The sequence below is a fragment of the uncultured Rhodospira sp. genome, assembly GCF_937138205.1.
Taxonomy (GTDB): Bacteria; Pseudomonadota; Alphaproteobacteria; order Rhodospirillales; family Rhodospirillaceae; genus Rhodospira.
This window is the reverse complement of record NZ_CAKZOT010000080.1, coordinates 56,946-78,322: the sequence shown is the minus strand read 5'-3', so window position 1 is coordinate 78,322 and position 21,377 is coordinate 56,946. Positions and strand designations below refer to the sequence as shown.

Sequence of the window (21,377 nt, the reverse complement as noted above, 5' to 3'; positions counted from 1 at the left end):
GCCCCCCACGACGATAGCGCATTGTGAGAAAAGGCAACGGAGGTGATCCCATGACCTTCTCCCGTCTCAACTCGGCCAGCCGCCGCGCCCTGTTGCGCGGTCTACCCGCCGCGCTGCTCGGCCTGTGCGCCCCCGCCCTGGTGGGCGTGGGTCCGTCGCGGGCCAAGGCCGGAACCGATGCGGCGAACGCGTCCTATGACCCTCTCAAGCAGGTGTGGGTCTGCACGTTCAACGAATGCGACCCCTACTATTATCACCCCGAGAAGGGCGACCCTGTAAACATCGTCGGCGGTCACCCCATCCCGCCCAACACGGCGTTCGAGGATCTGCCGAGCGACTGGCGCTGCCCGATCTGCGGCGCCGGCAAGGACTGGTTCGTCAAGGAGACGTGATGGGCGCGGACGAGGGCGGATCGCTGCTGCACCCCGCGCGAACCAGCCCAAGGGCCGCCTCACACCGGCGCGCCCTGAGGCACGCCCTCGCGCAAGTGGCGCACGATGTCCTTGAGCGAGGCTGGTTTTCGCAAAAGGGCATCGGCCCGCTGGCGCAAGCGTTCGAGTTCCCGGGTTGAGCGGGCGGCCTAGGGCCTCTGCCCAAGGTCTATTGGCGGGTACACCCCGGAGGTGGAGCGCATCGGCAAGGGCAAGGCCCACAAGACGTACGAGTTCGGCTGCCAGGTCAGCGTGCCATGACCCCTACCCGGGCCACGTGACAATCGTGCCAATGACGGCCACCCCCAGGCACACGGCACCCAGGATCAGCCCGCGCCGGCGCCACGTCGGCGACATCGGGAACGCCTGTACGCCAATGAACAGCGCCAGCGACAGCAGGACCAGCACTTCCATGGCCTGCGCTTCACCGGTGGTGACGATCATGGCCGCCTCGCTCCGGCAGGCAATCGCTTACGCCCCCGTGCCACCCACCGTCAGGCGGTCCATCAGCACTGTCGGCTGGCCGACCCCCACCGGCACGCCCTGCCCGTCCTTGCCACAGGTGCCGATTCCGGGGTCGAGCGCCAGGTCATTGCCGATCATGGAGACGCGGGTCAGGGCCTCCGGCCCGTGGCCGATCAGGGTGGCGCCCTTGACCGCAGGGCCGACCTTGCCGTCCTCGATCAGGTAGGCTTCCGACGCCGAAAAGACGAACTTGCCGGAGGTGATGTCCACCTGCCCGCCGCCGAAGTTCACGGCGTACAGGCCCTTCTTGACCGAACGAATGATCTCCTCGGGGTCCTTGTCGCCGGCTTCCATCGTGGTGTTGGTCATGCGCGGCAGCACCGGGTGCGCGTGCGACTCGCGCCGTCCGTTGCCGGTGGGCGCCACGCCCATCAGGCGCGCGTTCATGCGGTCCTGCATATAGCCCTTGAGGATGCCGTCCTCAATCAGCACGGAGCGCGAGGTCGGCGTGCCCTCGTCGTCCACCGACAGCGAGCCGCGCCGGTCCGGCAGGGTCCCGTCATCCACCACCGTCACGCCCGGCGCCGCCACGCGCTCGCCCAGGCGGCCGCAGAAGGCCGAGGTCTTCTTGCGGTTGAAGTCGCCTTCCAGGCCGTGCCCCACGGCCTCGTGCAGCATCACCCCGGGCCAGCCGGAGCCCAGCACCACCGGCATCTCGCCGGCCGGCGCCTCGACACTCTCCAGGTTCACCAAGGCCTGCCGGAACGCCTCGTCGACGGCGGCCTGCCAGCGCTCCTCGGTGACGAAGGTATCGTAGACCATGCGGCCGCCGCAGCCATGGCTGCCGCTTTCCATGCGCTCGCCCTGACGCGCGACCAGGGCCACGTTGAGGCGCACCAGCGGCCGGATGTCCGACACCGCCACACCCCCGGGGCGCAGGATGGTCACCGCCTGCCACGACGCGGTCAGGCTGGCCATCACCTGCACGATGCGCGGATCCTTGCCGCGCGCGTAGGCGTCGATGGCCGACAGCACGGCGACCTTGCGGTCCATGGCCAGGCCGTCGATGGGGTTGTCGTCGGTGTACAGGTGCCGGTTGGTGCCCTGCGGCGGTAGGGCCAGGGTGCCGCCCGATCCGATGCGCACGGCCTTGACCGTCTCGGCCGCGCGGGCGATCGCGTCGTCGTCCAGCAGCGTCGCGTGGGCGAACCCGACCGTCTCGCCGGCCTCGGCGTGCAGACCGAAGCCCTGCGCGGTGTCGAACGAGGCACTGCGGATGCGCCCGTCGTCGAGCGCGAAGCTCTCCGACTGCTTGTATTCCAGGAACAAGGCCCCGTCGTCGCAGCCGCTCAGGGCATCGTCGACGATGGTGGTCACCCGTGCTCGGTCGAGACCGGCGCGGTCAAAGAACAGGGCCTCGGCCTGGGCATCATGCGGCATGGAAACAGTCTCCCGGAACGATCACGAGTCGGGCGCGGGACCGCCCCTGGGAACGGCGCGCACCCCGCTTCCTAGCAGATCGGGTCCTGGGCGGCCACGTCAAGGCACCGGCGCAAACCCGCGATCGAGGGGCGCGACGGCCCCGAACCACGCGCGCGGTGACGGACGTTAGGCGCAATGGCTTCAGTTCTTAACGACTTCGTGACATTAATTGGGAGACATTCCAAGGAACAAGGCCCGTCCAGAACCGTGTCGCGGTCGGGCATGGGGACCCATCGACAAGCGATGGGCGGATGCCGGGGGTGCTGTCGGTCGTATGGCCTATCTGAACGAAACACACTTCGCGCCGCCGGAACGGCTGGACCGGGACACGCTGGAGGCGCAGGCCAAGAAGGTCGCCGGAGCCGACTATCCGGCGGCGATCCTCGACGGCGTCAGCACGCCGGTGTTCATTCTCAACAGCAACCGGCAAGTCGTGTTCGCCAACTCGGCCTTCCGCGAATTCGTCCCCGGCGGCGAGACGCTGGATTTCATGGGCCAGCGGGCCGGCGAGGCGGTGAACTGCATCCATGCGGACATGGACGAAGCCCCCGGCGGGTGCGGCACGGCGATCGCCTGCCGCAACTGCGAGGCCATCGCCTCGATGCTGCGCGCCCAGTCCACCGGCCGCGACCAGCGCCCGTTCCAGCTGGCGCTGCGCGGCGGCGACGCCGTCAACGCCGTCATCCGCACCACCCGGATCACCGTCGAGGGCGAAATCTTCATCATCGTCGCCCTGATGGACATCAAGGACACGCTCTGGCACCGCGACATCGAACGCGCCTTTCTGCATGACGTCATGAACATCGCCGGGTCGATCCGCAGTTCGTCGGAGGCCCTGCCCCATTTCGACCCGGAGACGCAGAAAGCCTACATGGAGCGGATCGTCGTCGCCTGCGACACGCTGATCAACGAGATCCAGAGCCACCGGCTGATGATCCATGCCGAGGACGGCATGTTGCAGCCGGTCTACGAAACGCTGAATTCGATCGAGTTCCTGTCCGACATGGTGGCCATCATCAGTCAGCACACGGTCTCGCGCGAACGCCGACTCGAGATGGCGCCGGAGGCGCGCGGCGTCGCGTTCGCCTGCGATCGAGGCCTGCTGTCGCGGGTCCTGATCAACCTTTTGAAGAACGCCCTGGAAGCCAGCCAGCCCGGCCAGACGGTCACGGCCAGCACCGGCGGGTCCGGCTCCGAGGTCTGGTTCTCGGTTCACAACGAAACAGCCATGCCGGAAGCCGTGAAGGGCAAGATCTTCCAACGGTTCTTTTCGACCAAGGGCAAGGCGCGCGGCGTTGGCACCTACGCCGCCAAACTGTTGACCGAGAAGTACCTGCACGGGTCGATCGGGTTCACGACCGCCCCGGACACCGGCACCACCTTCACCGTCAGTTATCCGCCCGGGCCGGGCCCCAGTGCCCCGGATGTCGAAAACAGGTCGGCCTGACCCACGCCAGCGCCGGAGGGGCCATCGGGATCGGCGGTGACGGCCAGCGGTCCGTCCCACGCCGAGAGCAGCCCACGCACGTCGGCGAACGGGCGCTCGGGGTCGAGCCAGGCCGCCTCGGCCCTCGCGTCGCCCAGGATGGCCGGCATCCGCGAATGCAGCCCCTCCATGGCCGCCGTGGCCGCGCGGGTGATGACCGTGAACCGCCCCTGGCCGTCCACCAGGCCGGCCATGGCCCACAAGGGGGCATCGGGCCGCGCGATCCGATGGCGCCGCTTGCGCGCGCGGGCGGGGGCGCCGGGCACGGCGGCCCATTCGAAGAACCCGGTCGCCGGCACCAGGCATCGGTGGCCGACGAAGCGGCGGAACGTGGGCTTCTCGGCCAGGGTCTCGGCCCGCGCATTGATCAGCGGCTTGGCGTCCCAGTCCACCCGAAAGCCCCACGACAGCGCCACCGGCACCCGCCGTGGCCCGATCACCGGCGCCTGGTCGGTCGGGCGGATTTCGGCCTTCGGCAGCCCCGCGAGCACGCTTCGGGTGGCCGCGTCGTCGTCGGGCGGCGCCTCCAGGCCGAACCGCGCCAACAGATCGTCCGGCGCCACATTCAGTTCGAAACGAGAGCACATGAACGATAGGATGGGGCTTTTCGAGACCACCGCAAGGACCCTCGCCCATGACCGACGCGACCGACCCCCTCGCCGAGCCGAAAAACCGACCGGCGCCGGACGAACCCCGCTACACCGGTCACTCGGTGGTCATCACCGGCGCCAGCCAGGGCATCGGTCATGCCATCGCCTCGCGCTTCATGGCCGAGGGCTGGCGGGTGATCACCTGCGCGCGGCGCGACGTGCCCGCCCATTGCCGGCGCGACCCGCTGTGGACGCACCACTTCGTGGCCGACCTGGCGCAAGCCGAGAGCCTGGACAGCTTCGCCCGCCAGACCATCGAGGCCCTGGGCGACGAGCCCCTGCACGCCCTGATCAACAACGCGGGCGTCTCCCCCAAGACGCCGTACAAGGAACGCCTGGGCATTCTCAACGGCTCGATCGAGGGCTGGCATGAGGTGTTCGAGCTGAACTTCTTCGCACCGCTGCGACTGGCCCGGGCGCTCGGCGTCAAGCTGTCGCGCGGCAAGGGCACGATCATCAATATCACGTCGATCGCCGGTCACTATGTGCATCCGTTCGCCGGCTCGGCCTACTCGACCTCGAAGGCCGGGCTGTCCGGCCTGACGCGCGAGATGGCCGCCGAATTCGCCCAGTTGGGCGTGCGCGTCAACGCGGTGGCCCCCGGTGAGATCGCCACCGAGATGATCAGCGAGGAATACGAGGCTCTGATCCCGCGCATCCCGCTGGACCGCATGGGCACCGTGGCCGACGTGGCGGGGGTGGTGTACCGCCTGTGCGACGCCGATTTCAGCTATGTGACGGGCAACGAAGTGTTCGTGGATGGGGGACAGCGGCTGTTGTGACGGTGGTCGGGCTGTGGGACCCGTTGGAACGAGAGACCGGCGCGGCGCGTTCCAGAGGTGACACTCACAGAGCCGGTTCGACACCGGCCCGAACCACAGGACCGTGCCCATGACTCTCACCATCCCCGGCATCGAGCCGATTCTCGCCATCGTCGCCGGCATCGCCATCCTGATCGTGCCGCGGCTGCTGAACTACATCGTCGCCGCCTACCTGATCGTGATCGGAATCCTGGGGCTGGGGTTCATCAACATCTAGCGGACCCCTCTCGATGGACACCGACCAGTTGCTTCCGGCGCGCTCAGAAAGATCGGTCGGGCATCCCGCGCCGCAACCAAGTCTCGTATTCCACCAGGATGTTGAACTGATCCAGGGCAACGACGGCGCCCGCCACCGCAAGGGACAGCCCGACGAGGCCCCAGGATAGCCCGCGCCGCAGGCGATGCGGTGCACGCAAACCGGCCAGTCCCATGACCAAGCCCGGGAGGGCGACCATCAGGGCCAAGTACGGCGAAGCCCCGATGTGATTGACCGAGGAGCCGGCGATCCTGACAAACAATGCAGCCACGATCCCGGCCTCAAGGACCAGGACGGCCGCGATGGCCAGCAGATGCAGGCGGCGAAGGCGTGTGGATCTCGTCATGGTGATGGCCTGAAAGGTAGGGTCTCAAAGTAACTTGTATTATACCGGGCGACGATAGGAATGACTCGTCCCCGTTCGCCGGGCGCAGTGCCGAGGCGGGAGATCCCTCGGCTCGCTGTCGCTCGCTCGGGATGACGATTTTCTTAAAAAAACAAACACCTACGTCATCCCGAAGCGTCCGTTAGGACGCGAGGGATCTCCCAAGGTGGTGTGCCGACGGTCCGGAAACCGTGTCACGATTTCCGTCGCTTGGTATTAAAGGTCGTCTGATGCAACGCCAGAAGGCGAACCGGCCCACACCATCCGCGCCGCATAGAACCCATCCATGCCACCCTGCTCGGCCAGATGGCACGGCAGCGTGCGCAGGTCACCCTCCGGCGTGACCACGTCGGCCTGGCCGCCCACCTCGCCCGGCGCGATCGGGTCGCGGGCCAAGTCGGGGTGACGGCCCAGGGCGGCGGCGACCACGGCCGGCCCTTCCTCCGGCTGCAACGAGCAGACGCAGTACACCAGCACGCCAGCCGGCCTGACCATCCGCAGGGCCGCGTCCAGCAGCGCCGCCTGGGTCTCGGCCAGGCCGGCCACGGCCTCCGGCGTCTTCAGCCACAGCGCATCCGGATGGCGGCGCAGTGTCCCCGTCGCCGAACAGGGCGCGTCCAGCAGCACGGCGTCGAACGGCGCCTCATCGGGGGTCCAGGTCAGGGCATCGGCCGCCACCAGCCGGGCTGTCAGGCCGGTGCGCGCCAGATTCTCCCGCACCCGCGCCAGTCGTCCGTCCGAGCGGTCGAGCGCCGTGACTTCGGCGCCGGCCGCCGCCAGGTGCAGGGTCTTGCCGCCCGGCGCGGCGCACAGGTCGAGCACCCGCACCCCCGGCCCGGCCCGCAGCAGTGGCGCCGGCAACGCAGCGGCAGCGTCCTGGACCCACCACGCCCCTTCGGCGTAGCCGGGAAGCTCGGTCACCGGGGCATGGTCGGCCGCCAGACGCAGGCCCCCGGCGGGCAGCACCCTGGCCCCCAGGCGCTCGGCCCACTGCTCTGCTTCGGCCGAGTCACGAAGTGTCAGGTCCAGCGGGGCCGGCGCCAGGTGCGCCGTGGCGATGGCCCGCGCGGTCGCCTCGCCATAGGCCGCACACCAACCTTTCCACAGCCAATTCGGCGTGTTCATGTGGGGCGCGTCCTGGGCCGCCCACCACGCCCGGCCCTCCCGATCGAGCCGGCGCAGCACCGCGTTGACCAGCCCCTTGTGCCCGCCCTGCTTCGCCGCCACGCACAGGTCGACGGCGGTCGACACGGCCGCGTGCGACGGCATGTCGAGGACCAAGAGCTGTGCCGCGCCCAGGCGCAGCACATGCCGCACCGGTCGCGCCTTCGGCGGCAGCGGTCGTTGCAGGCAGCGGTCCAGCAGGGCGTCGAGCCGGCCCAGATGGCGCAGGGTCGCCGCCACCAGCGAGTGGACGAACGCCCGGTCGCGGGCGTCGAGGCCACCGGTGGCGCCGCCCAGCACCTCGTCCAGCGGGCGGCGGCGGTCCAGAACCTGGCGCAAGGCGACCAGGGCGGCATGGCGGGAGGCGGTCATGGGCTCCGCTTACGCCCCGCCCGGACCGCCGTCAAGGCACCGCTTGGCGCGAGCTCTCACCCCAGGATGACGTGCGCCTCCAACGCCTCGGAATGGTCGAGGGCGATCATGGGGCCGTTGGTGGGGAACAGCCAGCCGCGCACCTGGATGAACTGGTGCTTCAGGTCGAGCAGATCGGCGACCGCAAGGCCTGCGTCGCGGGGGCGCTCGACCATCACCGTGAAGTCGCGGCGCCAGTCGGGGCCGAAGTTGAGATAGACCCGCCCCCGCACGCGGGCGGCGTCGCGCACCGTGCCGCGCACGATCTGAAAGGTGCCGATCCAGGGCCAGGTCTCGGTGGGCGCGCGCGGCGCATAGAGCGGATCGTCCCACAGGCCGCGTCGCGCGATACGCGCCCGGGCCTCCAGCCGCAGCAGGCGGTCGGCCCCGGCGGCGGCGCCGGGCATGGTGGCCACCCGCGCCAAGCCGCGCCCGATCAGGTCCGCCTGCAGCCAGCCAACGCCGGGCGACAGCACCACCTGAGCCACCACCCGGCCGTACCGATCCCGCGCCACCCGCGGCGTCCACAGGCGCACCGGTCGGCCGACGCAAACCGCCCGCAGTCGGTCCCGCGCCGCCCCTGCCCACGCCGCGACCCGCGTTCGCTCGTCCGCCGACGCATCCGGTGGAAGGTCGGTGGCATGGGGCAAACGGAGGGCCGCCAATCGCACGCGGCGCGCATCCTCCAGCACCAGCACACCATCGTCGCCCACCGCGCGGACGACCCCGTCGGCGGCCGGGCTCAATCCGGCCGCTGGGGCCACGTCGTCGCTCCCCCAAGCGGCCCGCGCGCACACAGCCGAGACGCCCGCCAGCGCCACAAGAGCGCCTCGTCGGGTCCACGGCTGGCCGGGTGTCATGGGAAGCCTCACCGAACCGGGTCGGCCGGCGCCCCGCCACCCAGGGCAGGGCCACGGCCCCACCCGCGACGGCCCGCCAGCAGGCAGATCAACTGTTCATCGACTCGAAAAAGTCGGCGTTGTTCTTGGTTTCCTTGAGCTTGCCCAACAGGAATTCCATGGAATCCTGCACCCCCATCGGCATGAGGATGCGCCGCAGCACCCACATTTTCGACAGTGTCGGCTTGGGCACCAGCAGTTCCTCCTTGCGGGTGCCGGAGCGGGTGATGTCGATGCTGGGGAAGATACGCCGGTCGGCCAGCTTGCGGTCGAGGATGATCTCGGAGTTGCCGGTGCCCTTGAACTCCTCGAAGATCACCTCGTCCATGCGCGAGCCGGTGTCGATCAGCGCCGTGGCGATGATGGTCAGCGAGCCGCCCTCCTCGATGTTGCGGGCGGCGCCGAAGAACCGCTTCGGCCGCTGCAGGGCGTTGGCGTCGACACCGCCGGTCAGCACCTTGCCGGAGCTGGGCACCACGGTGTTGTAGGCGCGCGCCAGGCGGGTGATGGAATCGAGCAGGATGACCACGTTGCGCTTGTGCTCGACCAGCCGCTTGGCCTTTTCGATCACCATCTCGGCCACCTGCACATGGCGGCTGGCCGGCTCGTCGAAGGTCGAACTGACCACCTCGCCCCGCACCGAGCGATCCATGTCGGTCACCTCCTCGGGCCGCTCGTCGATGAGCAGCACCATGAGGTAGACGTCGGGGTGATTGGCCGAAATGGCGTGGGCGATGTTCTGCAGCACCATCGTCTTGCCGGTGCGCGGCGGCGCGGTGATCAGCGCGCGCTGCCCCATGCCCAGCGGCGTCACCAGGTCGATGACACGGGTCGTGTAATCCTTGCGGGTCGGATCGTCGATCTCCAGCCCCAGCTTCTGGTCCGGATACAGCGGCGTCAGGTTGTCGAAGTTGATCCGGTGACGGACCTGATCCGGTTCCTCGAAGTTGATGGTGTTGACTTTGAGAAGGGCGAAGTACCGCTCGCCGTCCTTCGGCGCCCGGATCTGGCCCTCGACAGTGTCGCCCGTCCGCAACGAGAAGCGGCGGATTTGACTGGGCGAGACATAGATGTCGTCGGGTCCGGGAAGGTAGTTGGCCTCGGGCGATCGCAGAAAGCCGAATCCATCCTGAAGGATTTCCAGCACGCCTTCGCCAAAGATGGCCGTATCGTTGTCGGCCAGTTGCTTGAGGATCGCGAACATCATCTCCTGCCGCCGCAGGGTGCTCGCGTTCTCGATTTCCAGTTCTTCGGCAAACGCCAGAAGATCCTTGGGCGTTTTCTTTTTCAGGTCTTGAAGCTGCATGATTGTCTCGAAGGTGGCACCGCAAGGGGGGTGTGCGGCTGGGCCTGTCGCGGGTGAGGGGCCGACCCGACCCGCCATTCGCTTCGACGCGGTGCGGCGACGTCGGACCGCTGGCCAGGACATGGGCCATCAGGCCCGTCGACAACGGAAAGCGAAAGACCGATCCGGGTGGCCGGAAACGGGACGCCGGGGGCCTGGACAGGGCCGCGAAGACCAGCCGTCGCGGAGGTGGCCGCGCATGGCCGGTGGGCCTTCATCATCCTGTTCATCGCCGATCGCTCGCTTCAGTGCGGAGCGACGCAGACGGCCTGGATGATTTCTTTTTTGGAGGGATCGTGTCCGTCCGGGAAGAACCGAACGAACACAACAGTAGGAAAACCGAGCGTGCGGCGCAAGCAGAATCTCCACGCCTTTTGCGATTAGTCACCGAAGGGCGTGGCCGTCCGGTTGGCCGTCTTGGCGGCCGCCCGGCAGTCCAGCCGCTGTCCGGCGCGCCCCGCACACAGCGGAAAGCCCGTCACCCGGATCGAGCCGATGCGCGAACAGGGCCCGTCAAGGGCCGGAAACACCGCCGGGGTGGCCTCCCCCGGGATCAACGGCATGGCCAGGACGTCGACCTGCCGCAGAACGCCCCCATCCGGGGCGAACAAAAGCAGCCGCAGACTGAACGTGCTCACCGGCACCGCGCCCGCGTGCTCGATGCGCAGGTGCGCCCGGCAGGGATCCGCGCCGCCGCCGTCCTCCAGCGCGGTCAGGACGATGGTCAGATCGCCAGGGGACAGGTCGGGGCCGCTCTCCGCCGCCCGCGCCGGCGCCAGGTCGTTCGCCGTGCTCCACGCCAACGCCAAGGCCAGGACAATGGCCAGGGCCTGCGGGGTCCGGCGACGGACACGCGCGAGCGGACACGACGGAACGGCGGGCATGGTCGGTTCCCTTACGATCCGTGGGGACTTGCCATGCTACTGTAGCACGCCCGTCACGGAAAGGAAGGCACCGGCCCCCTGCAAGCCTGCCGCAAGCGCCCCGCTCCCCCTACACCCGCAGAAACCCGACCGTCTCGTAGACCTCGTCTAGCACCGGGCCGGCGATGGCCTGGGCGCGTTCGGCGCCGCGCCGCAGAATGGCATCGATCTCGCCTGGGTTGGCCAGCAGGCGGTTCATTTCCGCGTTCATCGGCCCCAGGGTCTCAACCGCCAGGTCGGTCAGGGTCTGCTTGAAGGCGCTGAAGGGCTGCCCGCCGGCCTCGGCCAGCACGTCGGCGCGCGAGCGATCAGCCAGGGCGGCGAAGATGCCCACCAGGTTGGCGGCCTCCGGCCGGCCCTCCAGCTCGGCGGCCTCGCTCGGCAGCGGCTCCGGGTCGGTCTTGGCCTTGCGAATCTTCTGGGCGATCAGGTCGGCCTCGTCGGTCAGGTTGATGCGCGAGAAGTCCGAGGTGTCGGACTTGCTCATCTTCTTGGTGCCGTCGCGCAGCGACATGACGCGCGTCGCCTCGCCCAGGATCAGAGGCTCGGTCAGCGGGAAGACCTCACGCTCGAAGTCATAGTTGAACTTGGCGGCGATATCGCGGGCCAGTTCCAGGTGTTGCTTCTGGTCCTCGCCGACGGGAACGTGCGTGGCCTTGTACAACATGATGTCGGCGGCCATCAGCGCCGGATAGGCGAACAGCCCGACCGACGCGTTTTCCTTGTGCTTGCCGGCCTTCTCCTTGAACTGGGTCATACGGTTCAGCCAGCCCATGCGGGCCACGCAGTTGAACACCCAGGCCAGTTGCGCGTGTCCGGGCACCGCCGACTGGTGGAAGATGATGCAGTCCTCGGGATCGATGCCGGCCGCGATGAAGGCGGCGGTGACCTCGCGCGTGCTTGTTCGCAGCTCGGCCGGATCCTGCCACTGGGTGATGGCGTGCATGTCGACGACGCAGAAGATGCTCTCGTAGTCCTTTTGCAGGCGCACCCAGTTGCGGATGGCGCCCAGGTAGTTGCCGAGGTGCAGGTTGCCGGTGGGCTGGACGCCCGAGAAGATGCGCTTCATCGCGGAGGCCTGTGCAGCGAGGGAACGGGAGCGTGTCGGCGCGGAGGTAGCCCAATCCCCGCCGCCGGTCAACGGGGCTGCGCATGGGGCCGCCGCGATTTCCGGCTGCCCTCGCGTCGCCCCGTCATGTTAAGAGACGATGACAGGCGGGCGACCGCCGCCGGCCCGCGTTCTCATGACCCAAGCAGAAGACCCCCGCCCCGATGATCGTCGAGTGGATCCGTCACACCGTCACCCCGGCGCCGCGTCCGTTGCGCCGCATGGGCGCCCTGCATGACCTGATCGCCATTGATGCCCGCCGGCGCCGCCACCCGCGCGCCTGGGCGCCGCATCTGCGCGCCACCCACGGCGTCATCCTGGACTGCGCCGCCCGCCTGGAGCGCTGGGATACCGTGGTGGTGATCGGCGCCGGGCTGACCGCCGACATCCCGCTGGTGAGCCTGGCCCTGTTGTTCCGCCGCGTGGTCTTGGTGGACCTAATGTTCATGCCGTCGGTGCGGCTGTCGGCCATGCGCATGACGGCGGTCGAACTGGCGCCGTGCGACGTGACCGGCGTGATCGAGGCCGTGCGCGCCTTGCCGGAGGGCGCCGAACTCCCCGCGCCGCAGGGCGCCGTGCCCGAGATCGACAGGGCCGACCTGGTGATCTCCTGCAACGTGCTGTCGCAACTGCCGCACCTGCCCGCGCGATGGCTGGGCCAGCACCACCATCTCGACGAGGCGGCGCTGGAGCCGTTCCGCCGCGCCCTGATCGCCGATCACCTGCGCGTGCTGAGAGAGGCCCCCTGCCCCGTCTGCCTGATCACCGACACCGAACGCCAGGAAATGACCGCCGACCGGCCGACCGCCGCCGAGGACCTGCTGTACGGCGTCGAGCCGGAGGTTGAGGGGTCCGCCTGGTGGTGGAACATCGCCCCCAAACCCGAGCAACGCTGGCTGCACGACGTGCGCCACCGTGTCATCGGCGGCTGGTTGAAGGGCTACAGCATGCGCGACGAGGCGCCAACGGATGTGGGTCCGGGCCCGGCTCACGGCGGGGCGGGGTGAGGATTGAATCCGCCGGGCGTCAGGTTTCGTCCGGCGCCGCCCGAACCTCCCGCGCCCGTCCGCCTACCGCTCCATCACGCCCAGGAACCGCTGGAACCGGTCGCAGGTCCGGTTGGTGGGCGGCGAGACGTTGCAGCCGCACGCGAAATAGTCCCAGCCCACCGTGGTACAGTCGCGGCCCCTGAGGCGCTGCCGCACGCCACGGCTCAGGCACACCTCCTGCGCCTGCCGCGCCGAGGCCATGGGCGTGAAGGTACCGCCCGGCTCCACGTAGTACATCGTCGGCGCCTCGGACTCGTGCCACACGAAAGTCGGCTTCTTGTTTTTCGAGGTGCATTCGGTGATGTCGGCGGCCTCGGCCCCGCCCGCGATTCCCATGGCGACCAGCACCGCGACGGCCCATCCCATGCCGCGCCCCATGTGAGTGTTTCCTCGTCTCTTCATCGTCCTGTCCGATCAGCGCGTGGCGGAGGCCCCATGAGCTCCCCGCATTGTCCTGTGGTCAAATCATGGCGGCGGTGTGGCGGGACCCCGTGTGCGCGCCGGTCACGCCGCGCCTACATCCGCAACGTCCGCCGCCGGGGAGAAAACGCCGACAGGGCGGCGCGTGCTTCATCCGACAACGCCCGCTCCAGGGACCGACGGGTGTATCGGTCGTGCAGCATGTGCGCCAGCCGCACCGACGGCTTGGCCGTGAACAAGACGCTGCCGACCACGAAGAGCCAGATGGCTGGGTTCTCGGTCTCTTTCCAGAAGAACAGCACGCTGCCCACCGTGAAGGTCAGGCCGGCCAGGAAATCGACCACCAGATGACCGAACGCGTACAGGTCGTGCAGGTGTTGGACCCGGTCGCGGGCTTCGTCCAGAGACGAGTCATTCGCACCCGGCGCCGAGGCCTTTGCGGTCCGTTCAGACGCTGCACTGGAGTCATACATTGTGGGCTCCGTCCAATATCAGCGGCAGACGAGTGTTTGGGCCGAACTCCGTGAGGCGTGGACAGGATTTTGGGGAGCGCGCCCGGCCGGTGCAAGAGGGCCAAAGGGGGCCACCGCCCGCCCGGAAGGGGGATTCGTTTTCCTCGCGCCGGCAACAGCGTTAGGATGCGCGCCACATCTGCGAACCGCTGGACGACGCTTCGGTCTGCTGGTCGATCGCCCCGGTCCCCTGCTGAGGAGCATGTTGCCATGAACGCTCCGCCGTTTTCCCTCCGCCTGCCCCCGGATCTCAAGGCCGCCGCCAGTGAACAGGCCCAGGCCATGGGGATCAGCCTGAACCAGTACGTGGCCACGACCCTGGCCGCGCGTGTCGGCGCCCAAGCCGAGGCCGCGCGGTTCTTCCGCCAGCGCGGCGCCCGGGGTGATCCGGCGACGGCCCTGACGCTGCTGGACGGCCTGGGCGACCCGGATGTCGTGGCCGACGACGACCGGCTGGACGCGCCGTCCGCCGACGCGGACGACATCGACGACGAGGGACGCGACACGCCGGCGTGAGCCGCCGCCCCACGGTTCCCTCGCGGCGCCAACGGCGCTAGGATAGGCGCCGGCTGACCCGTCCCCGACACCGCCCGTTCCCCGCTCCCTCTCGCCGCCTGGAGGTCCCATGCCGCGCGCGCGTAAAGCCACCCCCGCCGCCACCCTGTCCGACGGTCCGGCCTGGACGGCGCTGGCCGCCCACCGCGACGCCCTGGCCGGCACGACCATGCGCGAGATGTTCGCCGCCGACCCCGACCGTTTCGAGCGGTTCTCGCTCCGGCTGGGCGACGTGCTGCTCGACTACTCCAAGAACCGCATCACCGAGGAGACGATGCGCCTGCTGCTCGACCTGGCCGCCGAGACCGGGGTCGAGGCCAAACGCGACGCCATGTTCGCCGGAGAGGTCATCAACGCCACCGAGGGCCGGGCGGTGCTGCACGTCGCCCTGCGCAACCGCTCCAACCGGCCGATCCTGGTGGACGGCGCCGACGTCATGCCGGAGGTCAACCGGGTCCTGGACCAGATGCGCGCCTTCTGCGAGGCGGTGCGCGGCGGCGCCTGGACCGGCGCCACCGGCCAGGCGGTGACCGACGTGGTCAACATCGGCATCGGCGGTTCCGACCTGGGACCGGTGATGGTGGCCGAGGCGCTGAAGCCCTATTGGCACGACCGCATCCGGCCGCACTTCGTCTCCAATGTCGATGGCACCCACATCGCCGAGACCCTGCGCGGCCTGAACCCGGAAACGACCCTTTTCCTGGTGGCGTCTAAAACCTTCACCACCCAGGAGACGCTGACCAACGCCCACACGGCACGGCGCTGGCTGACGGCGGCGCTGGGCGAGGGCGCGGTGGCCAAGCACTTCGCCGCGTTGTCCACCAACGGCCCGGCGGTGGAGGCGTTCGGCATCGACACCGCCAACATGTTCGCCTTCTGGGACTGGGTCGGCGGGCGTTATTCGCTGTGGTCGGCCATCGGCCTGCCCATCGCCATCACCATCGGCTTCGACCGGTTCACGGACCTGCTCGACGGCGCCCACGTCATGGACGAGCACTTCCGCGCGGCGCCCCTGGCCGAGAACATGCCGGCCATCCTCGGTCTGCTGGGGGTATGGTACGTCAACTTCCACGGCGCGGCGGCGCACGCCCTGCTGCCCTACGACCAATACCTGCACCGCTTCGCCGCCCATTTCCAGCAGGTGGACATGGAGAGCAACGGCAAGCGCGCCCGGCTGGACGGCGCGCCGGTCACCTATGACACCGGCCCGGTCATCTTCGGCGAGCCCGGCACCAACGGCCAGCATAGCTTCTATCAGCTCATCCACCAGGGCACGCGGCTGGTGCCCTGCGACTTCATCGCCCCGGCCGTCAGCCACAACCCGATGGGCGACCACCACCCCATCCTGCTGTCCAACTTCTTCGCCCAGACCGAGGCCCTGATGAAGGGCAAGACGGAGGACGAGGCGCGGGCCGAGCTGGAGGCGGGGGGCAAGAGCGCCGATGAGATCGCCGCCCTGCTGCCGCACAAGGTGTTCCCCGGCGACCGGCCCACCAACTCCATCCTGGTCAAAAAGATCGACCCGCACACCCTGGGGATGCTGGTGGCGCTGTACGAGCACAAGGTGTTCGTGCAGGGCGCGGTGTGGGGCGTGAACAGCTTCGACCAGTGGGGCGTGGAACTGGGCAAGCAATTGGCCAAGGCCATCCTGCCCGAACTGGCGGGCGACGGCCCGGTGTCCGGTCACGACGCCTCCACCAACGGGCTGATCAACGCCTACAAGGCCTTGCGCGACTCGTGAGGGACGGCGCGGCCACCATCCGGGCGCTGCCGCCCACCCTGGTCAACCGCATCGCCGCCGGCGAGGTGGTGGAGCGGCCGGCCAGCGCGGTCAAGGAACTGGTGGAAAACGCCATCGACGCCGGGGCGGCGCGCATCGACGTTACGCTGGGCGACGGCGGCCGGGGCCTGATCGTGGTGGTGGACGACGGGCGCGGCATGGGGCCGGACGACCTGGCCCTGGCGGTCGAGCGCCACTGCACCAGCAAGCTGGCGCTCGACGCCGACCTGACCGACATCCGCACCCTGGGCTTCCGGGGAGAGGCGCTGCCGTCCATCGGCTCGGTGGCGCGGCTGAGCCTGACCAGCCGCGCGGCCGGCGCCGACGCGGCCTGGCGCATCGCCGTGGACGCCGGCGTGGTCGGGCCGGTGGAGCCGGCGGCGCATCCGCCGGGGACGCGGGTCGAGGTGCGGGACCTGTTCCATGCCACGCCGGCGCGGCTGAAGTTCCTCAAGGCGCCGCGCACCGAGCAGGGCCACGCCGTGGACATGGTCAAGCGCCTGGCCATGGCTCATCCCGAGGTGGCGTTTTCCCTGACCGACGGGACGCGCACGGTGCTGCGCGCCCCGGCGCTGTCCGGCGACCTGCTGGGCGACGTACACGAAGCGCGGCGGGCGCGGCTGGGCGCCGTGCTGGGGCGCGACTTCGCCGAGAACTGTGTCACCGTCGATGTGGAGCGCGAGGGCACGCGCCTGTCCGGGCACGTCGGCCTGCCCACCTTTCACAAGGGCACGTCGCAGGAACAGTACCTGTTCGTCAACGGTCGCCCGGTCCGGGACCGCCTGCTGCACGGCGCCGTGCGCGGGGCCTATCAGGACTTTCTGGCGCGGGACCGCCATCCGGTGGTGGCGTTGTACCTGGACCTGGACCCGGCCGCCGTGGACGTCAACGTGCATCCCGCCAAGGCAGAGGTGCGCTTCCGCGACGCCGCCCTGGTGCGCGGGCTGATCGTCTCCGGCATCCGCCATGCGCTGGCCGAGGCGGGGCACCGCGCCAGCACGACCGTCGCCGCCGGGGTGCTGGGCCGCGCGCGGCCGGAGGGCGGAGAGGAGCGGCCGGCGCCGCGCCTGGCGCTGCCGCAGGGGTGCTGGGGCGGCGGCCTGCGGCCGGCGTCGGACACGCTGGAAACGGCGCGCGCGTGGCAGGCCCCGGACCCCGACGCGCCCCCGGGCTTCGCCGAGGCCACGGCGCCGTTCGGGGCCGAGGGCGCGCCGGCATCCGGCCCGCCAGACGACGCCGACAGGCCGCTCGGCCGGGCGCGGGCGCAGGTGCATTCCACCTACATCGTCGCCGAGACCGCCGAGGGGCTGGTCATCGTCGACCAGCACGCCGCGCACGAGCGCCTGGTCTACGAACGCATGAAGGCCGCCCTGGCCAACGGCGGCATCGCCCGCCAGGGCCTGCTCCTGCCCGAGGTGGTGGAGCTGGACGAGGGCGCGGCCGACCGCCTGCTGGCCCGCGCCGACGACCTGGCCGAGCTGGGGCTGGTGATCGAGGGCTTCGGCCCCGGCGCCGTGGTGGTGCGCGAGGTCCCCGCCCTGCTGGGACAGGTCAATGCCGCCGGGCTGGTGCGCGACCTCGCCGACGAGCTGGCGGAATGGGGCCAGACCCTGGCGCTCAAGGACCGGCTGGCCGACGTGTGCGGCACCATGGCCTGCCATGGCTCTGTGCGGGCGGGGCGGCGCCTGAACGAAGCCGAGATGAACGCCCTCTTGCGCCAGATGGAGGCCACGCCCCACAGCGGCCAGTGCAACCACGGCCGGCCGACCTATGTGGAACTCAGGTTGGCGGATATCGAGAGGCTGTTTGGGAGACGGTAGGGGAATTGCGGCGGGTCGGACGGGCCGCTATATTTCTGGTGACCATGCCCGGCCAGACGGAGACCGCCTGATGACCGCCCCGGCGCGGCACCCCGCTCCTCCCACGCGAACGCCACGCCCGTCCGGACGCGAACTGGCACGCGTGCAGGTGCGCGCGCCCGAGGCCGACCGTCCTTTGGTGCGCGCGCTGGCCCGCCGTCTGTCGGAGGGCGGACCCGACGCCGAGCGCCTGCGCGCCCTCGTGCGCGACGCCCTGGGCACGGAGGGGGCCGAGACCGGCGGCGTGCTGGCTTCGTTGCGGCGCTCGCCCATGGCTGGGGCGGACCTGGATCTGTCGCGGGACGACGTCAGCGAATAGGCCCGTAGGGTGCGTCCGCGCCGAAGGCGCGACGCACCGTCCGGCGATGGCACGGTGCGTTGCCCGCCGCGTCCCTACGGGCCGCGACGGTCGAATGCACCCTACGGACTTGAAGCGCCCCCGGTGCTGTTCAACCCGATGCGGGCCGAGGATTGAGGCCCGTAGGGTGCGTCCGCGCCGAAGGCGCGACGCACCGTCCGGCGATGGCACGGTGCGGTGCCCGGCGCGCCCCTCTCGGGCCGCGCCGGTCGAACGCACCCTACGAGCCGCCGCGCCACACCCCCGTCTCCCGGATCGCGTCGTACAGCGCGTCCGGGGCCAGATCGGCGCCGGTGGGCCAGGTCACCGCGCCCAGATCCACCGTGGCCCCCGCGAACACGGCCGGATCGGCCAGGGCGGCGAACACACCGGCGTCCGGCGCACAAACCAGGGCCGACAGGTCGGCGATGCCCTCGGTGCCGTCGTTGAACCGCACGCGCAGGCGGTAATCCCCCAGCACCATCACGTCGGCCACCCGCCAAGGGGCAGCCGGGGTCACAGACGTCTTCATTGTCACAGCCGATTCACGCACACCACTGGAATTCCAAGGAACACCAGTGGTTTGCGATCGGCTGTGAGGGCGCGATCTTCCTCGGAGACGGCTTGCGTTCGCATTGTGCCCAGTCCTCCAGCAATTCGTCCCGGTGCTCCGCCGCCCAATCCAGCTCCAGCGCCAAGGCCCGCCGGGGCAGCCGACCCCGCAGGACCTCCAGCGTCCTTATGTTCACATGGGCCTCATGCTCGCCATACAGGGCATGGAAATGCGGCGGCGCATGGTCTTCCCAGAACATCTGGATGATGATGCCATAGAACACGCTGATGGTGGGCATGGGCGCGGCTCCGGACGGATCAACCACCATACCATATCGACGCAACGCGCGACCGCTCACCCCGCGCCGCGCGGGCGGGCGAGGCCCTTAGGGTGCGTCCGCGCGGAAGGCGCGACGCACCATTGGCGATGGCGGCGATGGCACGGCGCGTTGTCCGCCGCACCCCTGCCGGCCGCGACGGTCGAATGCACCCTACGGACTTGAAGCGCCCCCGGCTGCCCGCCGAAGCCGCGACTCTCTCAAAACGTCGGGCATCGTGCCGACGCGGGAATTCCCGTCGGGACGACGATTTTCTTCAAGAACAACCACATCCGTCACCGCGAAGCGCCGTCAGGCCACAAGAGACCTCTCGGGGCAGAGGGCCGCTTGCCCGGCTGGCGCAGCCATTTCGGCGAACGGGTCGGGCTAGCGGTTCTGCCCGGCGTAGCAGCCGTCGCGCGCGCACACCTTAAGCTGGCCCTGGCGGTTGATCCACAGCGCGGTCACGCTGTCGAGCTGGCGGTTGTCCATGGGCAGGACGCGCGCGGCGCGGTCCTGATTGCGCCAGATCCAGGCGTTGCAGACGTTGCGCACGGCGATCGGCTCGCACGCCTCCTGGCCGGCGCTGATGAACTCGGCGTCGGTGTCGGCGTCCGGACACACCACCAGGGCGATCGTCCCGTACACGCCGACCACGTTGCAGGACTCGCTGCCTTGCGCCGCCTGGGCCGAACCCGACACCGTCACCAGGCCACACAGCACGGCCAACCACTTGAGATTCCGCATCTGTCGCTCACCCCGTCGTCTTCGCCATGTCGCGCCATGGCTCGTCGTCTCTCTCCGGTTCCCGCCGCCGGCCGTTCGTTCGGCACCAGCCCACGCGCCCTCTATCCATGGACCAACGGCGGAGTCGTGCCGCCGGCCGGTCCGGGCGCAAGGTCATCAGGGGCTTGCGTGCGAGATGGCGGCACCCTGCTGGTTTGGAACGGCCACGTCAACCGTATGAATGCCGTTCATCGAGTCGCAGGCACCACAAGCCCTGCCTTAGGTCTGACAGAGTACCCTAAAGAGAATTACAGATCAATACTTTGACCGCCCCTCTTAAGGCCTAGCACAAAGGTCCAGCCTGCCGGCCCGCCACGCGTCGCCGCGCGCCCGCCTCCCCCGCCAACCGCCGGCGGGCGCGATCCGCGCGGCCGGGACTCCGCGTGGGCGCGTCGAAGTGCGAGTTCAAATGACTCGAATGTTGCCGTCGGCCGTATCCCCTGCAATACTTGACCGAAACGAATGGACATGCGGATGGCGGCTGCCCGGCGTCACCGCGCCGGAGTGGCCCGGGTCCGAGCGAAAGCCAGCAGGGATCAGGGAGAACGGGACCATGCGCAGGGTTTTCATTGGAATGGCAATGGTGGCGGTGACCGCGTTGGTCAGCGGGTGCGTCACGGTGCAACGGCCCACCATCGCCCACACCCACATCGGACACACCATGACGGCGTGGACCGACACGCCGGACAAGGCCGGGCTGCTCGACACCGCCGAGCAGGAAGCCGCCGCCGCCAGCCGTGCCGCCACGGCCGCCGCCGGCGCCGGGGATCTGGCGGGCATCAAGGCCCACGTGCGGGACATGCGCCACGCCATCGATCCGACTCTCGAGCCCAGCGGGGCCGGCGCCGGGTATGGCCTGCGCCGCGCCCTTGAGGGCGCCATCAGCCATGTTCAGTTCGCCGCCGCGTCGGCGGACGCCACCGCCAACGTGCGCGGCTACGCGCCGGAGTTCGCGGCCAAGGGCGAGGCCATCCTGCGGGACGTGGATGTCATGGCCGGCCTGTCCGACGCCGCGCTCCAGGCCAGGTCCACCACCGAGGCCCGCACCCTGGCCCAGGAACTCGCGCGCCTGGCCGGCGAGGTGCGGCGCGGTGCCGACGAGAACAACGACGGCGAGATTTCCGTCGAGGAAGCCGGCCTGATGCAGATGCGCCAGAGCATGAACGAGACCCTGGCGCAAGAGGCCCCACCCTATACAACGGTGCCCCGCCGGTGGCTGTTCAACCTGATCCGCCTGCCGTCCGGGGACTGGGCGTGGCGCGATCCCGCCGGCGGCACGGGCGGCTCGTCGATCATGGGCGGCGAAGCGGGAGGTGGTGGAGGTGGTGGCGGGTACTAGTCGTTTTTCCCGGATACCGCGTTCACTACGGCGAGCATCTATTTT

24 protein-coding genes are annotated in these 21,377 nt (G+C 69.6%); 10 read left to right on the top strand and 14 right to left on the bottom strand.

Features of this window, described 5'->3' with window-relative positions; genetic code table 11:
- The first annotated feature begins 50 nt into the window (after positions 1–50).
- Positions 51–392: a rubredoxin gene (locus Q0309_RS11400; protein ID WP_299440737.1), complete on the top strand. Its 342-nt coding sequence runs from the start codon at positions 51–53 to the stop codon at positions 390–392.
- Between the two features lie 303 nt (positions 393–695).
- Here the strand turns inward: Q0309_RS11400 and Q0309_RS11395 are convergent, their stop codons facing one another.
- Both Q0309_RS11395 and tldD read right to left on the bottom strand, forming a co-directional pair.
- Complete coding sequence (locus tag Q0309_RS11395; RefSeq protein ID WP_299440734.1) at positions 696–875, bottom strand: hypothetical protein; 180 nt, start codon at positions 873–875, stop codon at positions 696–698.
- Between the two features lie 27 nt (positions 876–902).
- A complete protein-coding gene (gene tldD / locus Q0309_RS11390; RefSeq protein WP_299440731.1) occupies positions 903–2,336 on the bottom strand; it encodes a metalloprotease TldD in 1,434 nt (477 codons plus the stop codon).
- Positions 2,337–2,652: 316 nt separating this feature from the next.
- On the opposite strand from tldD, the gene Q0309_RS11385 reads away from it, so the two are divergent.
- Positions 2,653–3,825 carry a PAS domain-containing sensor histidine kinase gene (locus tag Q0309_RS11385; RefSeq protein WP_299440728.1) on the top strand — a complete coding sequence of 391 codons (1,173 nt, stop codon included), beginning with the start codon at positions 2,653–2,655 and terminating at the stop codon, positions 3,823–3,825.
- Here Q0309_RS11385 and Q0309_RS11380 read toward each other — a convergent pair.
- Positions 3,771–4,451, bottom strand: coding sequence for an SOS response-associated peptidase (locus Q0309_RS11380; protein WP_299440725.1), 681 nt, complete (start codon positions 4,449–4,451; stop codon positions 3,771–3,773). The two genes, Q0309_RS11385 and Q0309_RS11380, sit on opposite strands and share 55 nt — an antisense overlap.
- A gap of 47 nt (positions 4,452–4,498) precedes the next feature.
- Between Q0309_RS11380 and Q0309_RS11375 the strand changes: the two genes are divergently transcribed.
- Positions 4,499–5,296: an SDR family oxidoreductase gene (locus tag Q0309_RS11375; protein ID WP_299440722.1), complete on the top strand. Its 798-nt coding sequence runs from the start codon at positions 4,499–4,501 to the stop codon at positions 5,294–5,296.
- A 109-nt stretch (positions 5,297–5,405) separates the two neighbouring features.
- Positions 5,406–5,552, top strand: coding sequence for a DUF3096 domain-containing protein (locus Q0309_RS11370; RefSeq protein ID WP_299440719.1), 147 nt, complete (start codon positions 5,406–5,408; stop codon positions 5,550–5,552).
- A 43-nt stretch (positions 5,553–5,595) separates the two neighbouring features.
- On the opposite strand, the gene Q0309_RS11365 is transcribed toward Q0309_RS11370, so the two are convergent.
- The 6 genes from Q0309_RS11365 to trpS all read right to left on the bottom strand — a co-directional run bounded on the left by Q0309_RS11365 (position 5,596) and on the right by trpS (position 11,787).
- Complete coding sequence (locus Q0309_RS11365) at positions 5,596–5,937, bottom strand: hypothetical protein (protein ID WP_299440716.1); 342 nt, start codon at positions 5,935–5,937, stop codon at positions 5,596–5,598.
- 255 nt (positions 5,938–6,192) lie between these two features.
- Positions 6,193–7,512, bottom strand: coding sequence for a transcription antitermination factor NusB (locus Q0309_RS11360; protein WP_299440713.1), 1,320 nt, complete (start codon positions 7,510–7,512; stop codon positions 6,193–6,195).
- 56 nt (positions 7,513–7,568) lie between these two features.
- Positions 7,569–8,315, bottom strand: coding sequence for a thermonuclease family protein (locus tag Q0309_RS11355; RefSeq protein WP_299440710.1), 747 nt, complete (start codon positions 8,313–8,315; stop codon positions 7,569–7,571).
- A 184-nt stretch (positions 8,316–8,499) separates the two neighbouring features.
- Positions 8,500–9,756 carry a transcription termination factor Rho gene (gene rho, locus Q0309_RS11350; RefSeq protein ID WP_299440707.1) on the bottom strand — a complete coding sequence of 419 codons (1,257 nt, stop codon included), beginning with the start codon at positions 9,754–9,756 and terminating at the stop codon, positions 8,500–8,502.
- Positions 9,757–10,175: 419 nt separating this feature from the next.
- On the bottom strand, positions 10,176–10,679 hold the full coding sequence (locus Q0309_RS11345; protein ID WP_299440704.1) for a hypothetical protein: 504 nt from the start codon (positions 10,677–10,679) through the stop codon (positions 10,176–10,178).
- Between the two features lie 109 nt (positions 10,680–10,788).
- The gene (trpS, locus tag Q0309_RS11340) at positions 10,789–11,787 is read right to left on the bottom strand and encodes a tryptophan--tRNA ligase (protein WP_299440701.1); all 999 of its coding nucleotides are present in this window, start codon (positions 11,785–11,787) and stop codon (positions 10,789–10,791) included.
- A gap of 203 nt (positions 11,788–11,990) precedes the next feature.
- On the opposite strand from trpS, the gene Q0309_RS11335 reads away from it, so the two are divergent.
- Entirely contained in the window at positions 11,991–12,833 is an 843-nt protein-coding gene (locus Q0309_RS11335) for a hypothetical protein (protein ID WP_299440698.1), read from the top strand.
- A gap of 63 nt (positions 12,834–12,896) precedes the next feature.
- Here Q0309_RS11335 and Q0309_RS11330 read toward each other — a convergent pair whose 3' ends face one another.
- Together Q0309_RS11330 and Q0309_RS11325 are read right to left on the bottom strand one after the other, a co-directional pair.
- The gene (locus Q0309_RS11330; protein ID WP_299440695.1) at positions 12,897–13,253 is read right to left on the bottom strand and encodes a hypothetical protein; all 357 of its coding nucleotides are present in this window, start codon (positions 13,251–13,253) and stop codon (positions 12,897–12,899) included.
- Between the two features lie 137 nt (positions 13,254–13,390).
- Complete coding sequence (locus Q0309_RS11325) at positions 13,391–13,768, bottom strand: YrhK family protein (RefSeq protein WP_299440692.1); 378 nt, start codon at positions 13,766–13,768, stop codon at positions 13,391–13,393.
- Positions 13,769–14,017: 249 nt separating this feature from the next.
- Between Q0309_RS11325 and Q0309_RS11320 the strand changes: the two genes are divergently transcribed.
- The 4 genes from Q0309_RS11320 to Q0309_RS11305 all read left to right on the top strand — a co-directional run bounded on the left by Q0309_RS11320 (position 14,018) and on the right by Q0309_RS11305 (position 18,320).
- On the top strand, positions 14,018–14,323 hold the full coding sequence (locus Q0309_RS11320) for a toxin-antitoxin system HicB family antitoxin (protein WP_299440689.1): 306 nt from the start codon (positions 14,018–14,020) through the stop codon (positions 14,321–14,323).
- Between the two features lie 109 nt (positions 14,324–14,432).
- Positions 14,433–16,103 carry a glucose-6-phosphate isomerase gene (gene pgi / locus Q0309_RS11315; RefSeq protein ID WP_299440685.1) on the top strand — a complete coding sequence of 557 codons (1,671 nt, stop codon included), beginning with the start codon at positions 14,433–14,435 and terminating at the stop codon, positions 16,101–16,103.
- On the top strand, positions 16,100–17,962 hold the full coding sequence (gene mutL, locus Q0309_RS11310; RefSeq protein ID WP_299440682.1) for a DNA mismatch repair endonuclease MutL: 1,863 nt from the start codon (positions 16,100–16,102) through the stop codon (positions 17,960–17,962). The genes pgi and mutL overlap by 4 nt, the downstream gene beginning before the upstream one ends.
- A gap of 70 nt (positions 17,963–18,032) precedes the next feature.
- Positions 18,033–18,320 carry a hypothetical protein gene (locus tag Q0309_RS11305; RefSeq protein ID WP_299440679.1) on the top strand — a complete coding sequence of 96 codons (288 nt, stop codon included), beginning with the start codon at positions 18,033–18,035 and terminating at the stop codon, positions 18,318–18,320.
- Between the two features lie 259 nt (positions 18,321–18,579).
- Here Q0309_RS11305 and Q0309_RS11300 read toward each other — a convergent pair whose 3' ends face one another.
- The 3 genes from Q0309_RS11300 to Q0309_RS11290 all read right to left on the bottom strand — a co-directional run bounded on the left by Q0309_RS11300 (position 18,580) and on the right by Q0309_RS11290 (position 19,954).
- Entirely contained in the window at positions 18,580–18,858 is a 279-nt protein-coding gene (locus Q0309_RS11300) for a DUF2442 domain-containing protein (protein ID WP_299440676.1), read from the bottom strand.
- A gap of 25 nt (positions 18,859–18,883) precedes the next feature.
- Positions 18,884–19,189, bottom strand: coding sequence for a DUF4160 domain-containing protein (locus Q0309_RS11295; RefSeq protein ID WP_299440673.1), 306 nt, complete (start codon positions 19,187–19,189; stop codon positions 18,884–18,886).
- A gap of 405 nt (positions 19,190–19,594) precedes the next feature.
- Positions 19,595–19,954, bottom strand: a complete 360-nt coding sequence (locus tag Q0309_RS11290; protein WP_299440670.1) for a hypothetical protein — start codon at positions 19,952–19,954, stop codon at positions 19,595–19,597.
- Positions 19,955–20,546: 592 nt separating this feature from the next.
- Here Q0309_RS11290 and Q0309_RS11285 point away from each other — a divergent pair.
- The gene (locus tag Q0309_RS11285; protein WP_299440667.1) at positions 20,547–21,332 is read left to right on the top strand and encodes a hypothetical protein; all 786 of its coding nucleotides are present in this window, start codon (positions 20,547–20,549) and stop codon (positions 21,330–21,332) included.
- The last annotated feature ends 45 nt before the right edge of the window (positions 21,333–21,377 follow it).

What these genes read in the sequence shown, in the direction of transcription:
- Q0309_RS11400 (WP_299440737.1), top strand. Translation starts at nt 51, where the DNA reads ATGACCTTCTCCCGTCTCAACTCGGCCAGCCGCCGCGCCCTGTTGCGC.
- Q0309_RS11395 (WP_299440734.1), bottom strand. Translation starts at nt 875, where the DNA reads ATGATCGTCACCACCGGTGAAGCGCAGGCCATGGAAGTGCTGGTCCTG.
- tldD (WP_299440731.1), bottom strand. Translation starts at nt 2,336, where the DNA reads ATGCCGCATGATGCCCAGGCCGAGGCCCTGTTCTTTGACCGCGCCGGT.
- Q0309_RS11385 (WP_299440728.1), top strand. Translation starts at nt 2,653, where the DNA reads ATGGCCTATCTGAACGAAACACACTTCGCGCCGCCGGAACGGCTGGAC.
- Q0309_RS11380 (WP_299440725.1), bottom strand. Translation starts at nt 4,451, where the DNA reads ATGTGCTCTCGTTTCGAACTGAATGTGGCGCCGGACGATCTGTTGGCG.
- Q0309_RS11375 (WP_299440722.1), top strand. Translation starts at nt 4,499, where the DNA reads ATGACCGACGCGACCGACCCCCTCGCCGAGCCGAAAAACCGACCGGCG.
- Q0309_RS11370 (WP_299440719.1), top strand. Translation starts at nt 5,406, where the DNA reads ATGACTCTCACCATCCCCGGCATCGAGCCGATTCTCGCCATCGTCGCC.
- Q0309_RS11365 (WP_299440716.1), bottom strand. Translation starts at nt 5,937, where the DNA reads ATGACGAGATCCACACGCCTTCGCCGCCTGCATCTGCTGGCCATCGCG.
- Q0309_RS11360 (WP_299440713.1), bottom strand. Translation starts at nt 7,512, where the DNA reads ATGACCGCCTCCCGCCATGCCGCCCTGGTCGCCTTGCGCCAGGTTCTG.
- rho (WP_299440707.1), bottom strand. Translation starts at nt 9,756, where the DNA reads ATGCAGCTTCAAGACCTGAAAAAGAAAACGCCCAAGGATCTTCTGGCG.
- Q0309_RS11345 (WP_299440704.1), bottom strand. Translation starts at nt 10,679, where the DNA reads ATGCCCGCCGTTCCGTCGTGTCCGCTCGCGCGTGTCCGTCGCCGGACC.
- trpS (WP_299440701.1), bottom strand. Translation starts at nt 11,787, where the DNA reads ATGAAGCGCATCTTCTCGGGCGTCCAGCCCACCGGCAACCTGCACCTC.
- Q0309_RS11335 (WP_299440698.1), top strand. Translation starts at nt 11,991, where the DNA reads ATGATCGTCGAGTGGATCCGTCACACCGTCACCCCGGCGCCGCGTCCG.
- Q0309_RS11330 (WP_299440695.1), bottom strand. Translation starts at nt 13,253, where the DNA reads ATGGGGCGCGGCATGGGATGGGCCGTCGCGGTGCTGGTCGCCATGGGA.
- Q0309_RS11325 (WP_299440692.1), bottom strand. Translation starts at nt 13,768, where the DNA reads ATGTATGACTCCAGTGCAGCGTCTGAACGGACCGCAAAGGCCTCGGCG.
- Q0309_RS11320 (WP_299440689.1), top strand. Translation starts at nt 14,018, where the DNA reads ATGAACGCTCCGCCGTTTTCCCTCCGCCTGCCCCCGGATCTCAAGGCC.
- pgi (WP_299440685.1), top strand. Translation starts at nt 14,433, where the DNA reads ATGCCGCGCGCGCGTAAAGCCACCCCCGCCGCCACCCTGTCCGACGGT.
- Q0309_RS11305 (WP_299440679.1), top strand. Translation starts at nt 18,033, where the DNA reads ATGACCGCCCCGGCGCGGCACCCCGCTCCTCCCACGCGAACGCCACGC.
- Q0309_RS11295 (WP_299440673.1), bottom strand. Translation starts at nt 19,189, where the DNA reads ATGCCCACCATCAGCGTGTTCTATGGCATCATCATCCAGATGTTCTGG.
- Q0309_RS11290 (WP_299440670.1), bottom strand. Translation starts at nt 19,954, where the DNA reads ATGCGGAATCTCAAGTGGTTGGCCGTGCTGTGTGGCCTGGTGACGGTG.
- Q0309_RS11285 (WP_299440667.1), top strand. Translation starts at nt 20,547, where the DNA reads ATGCGCAGGGTTTTCATTGGAATGGCAATGGTGGCGGTGACCGCGTTG.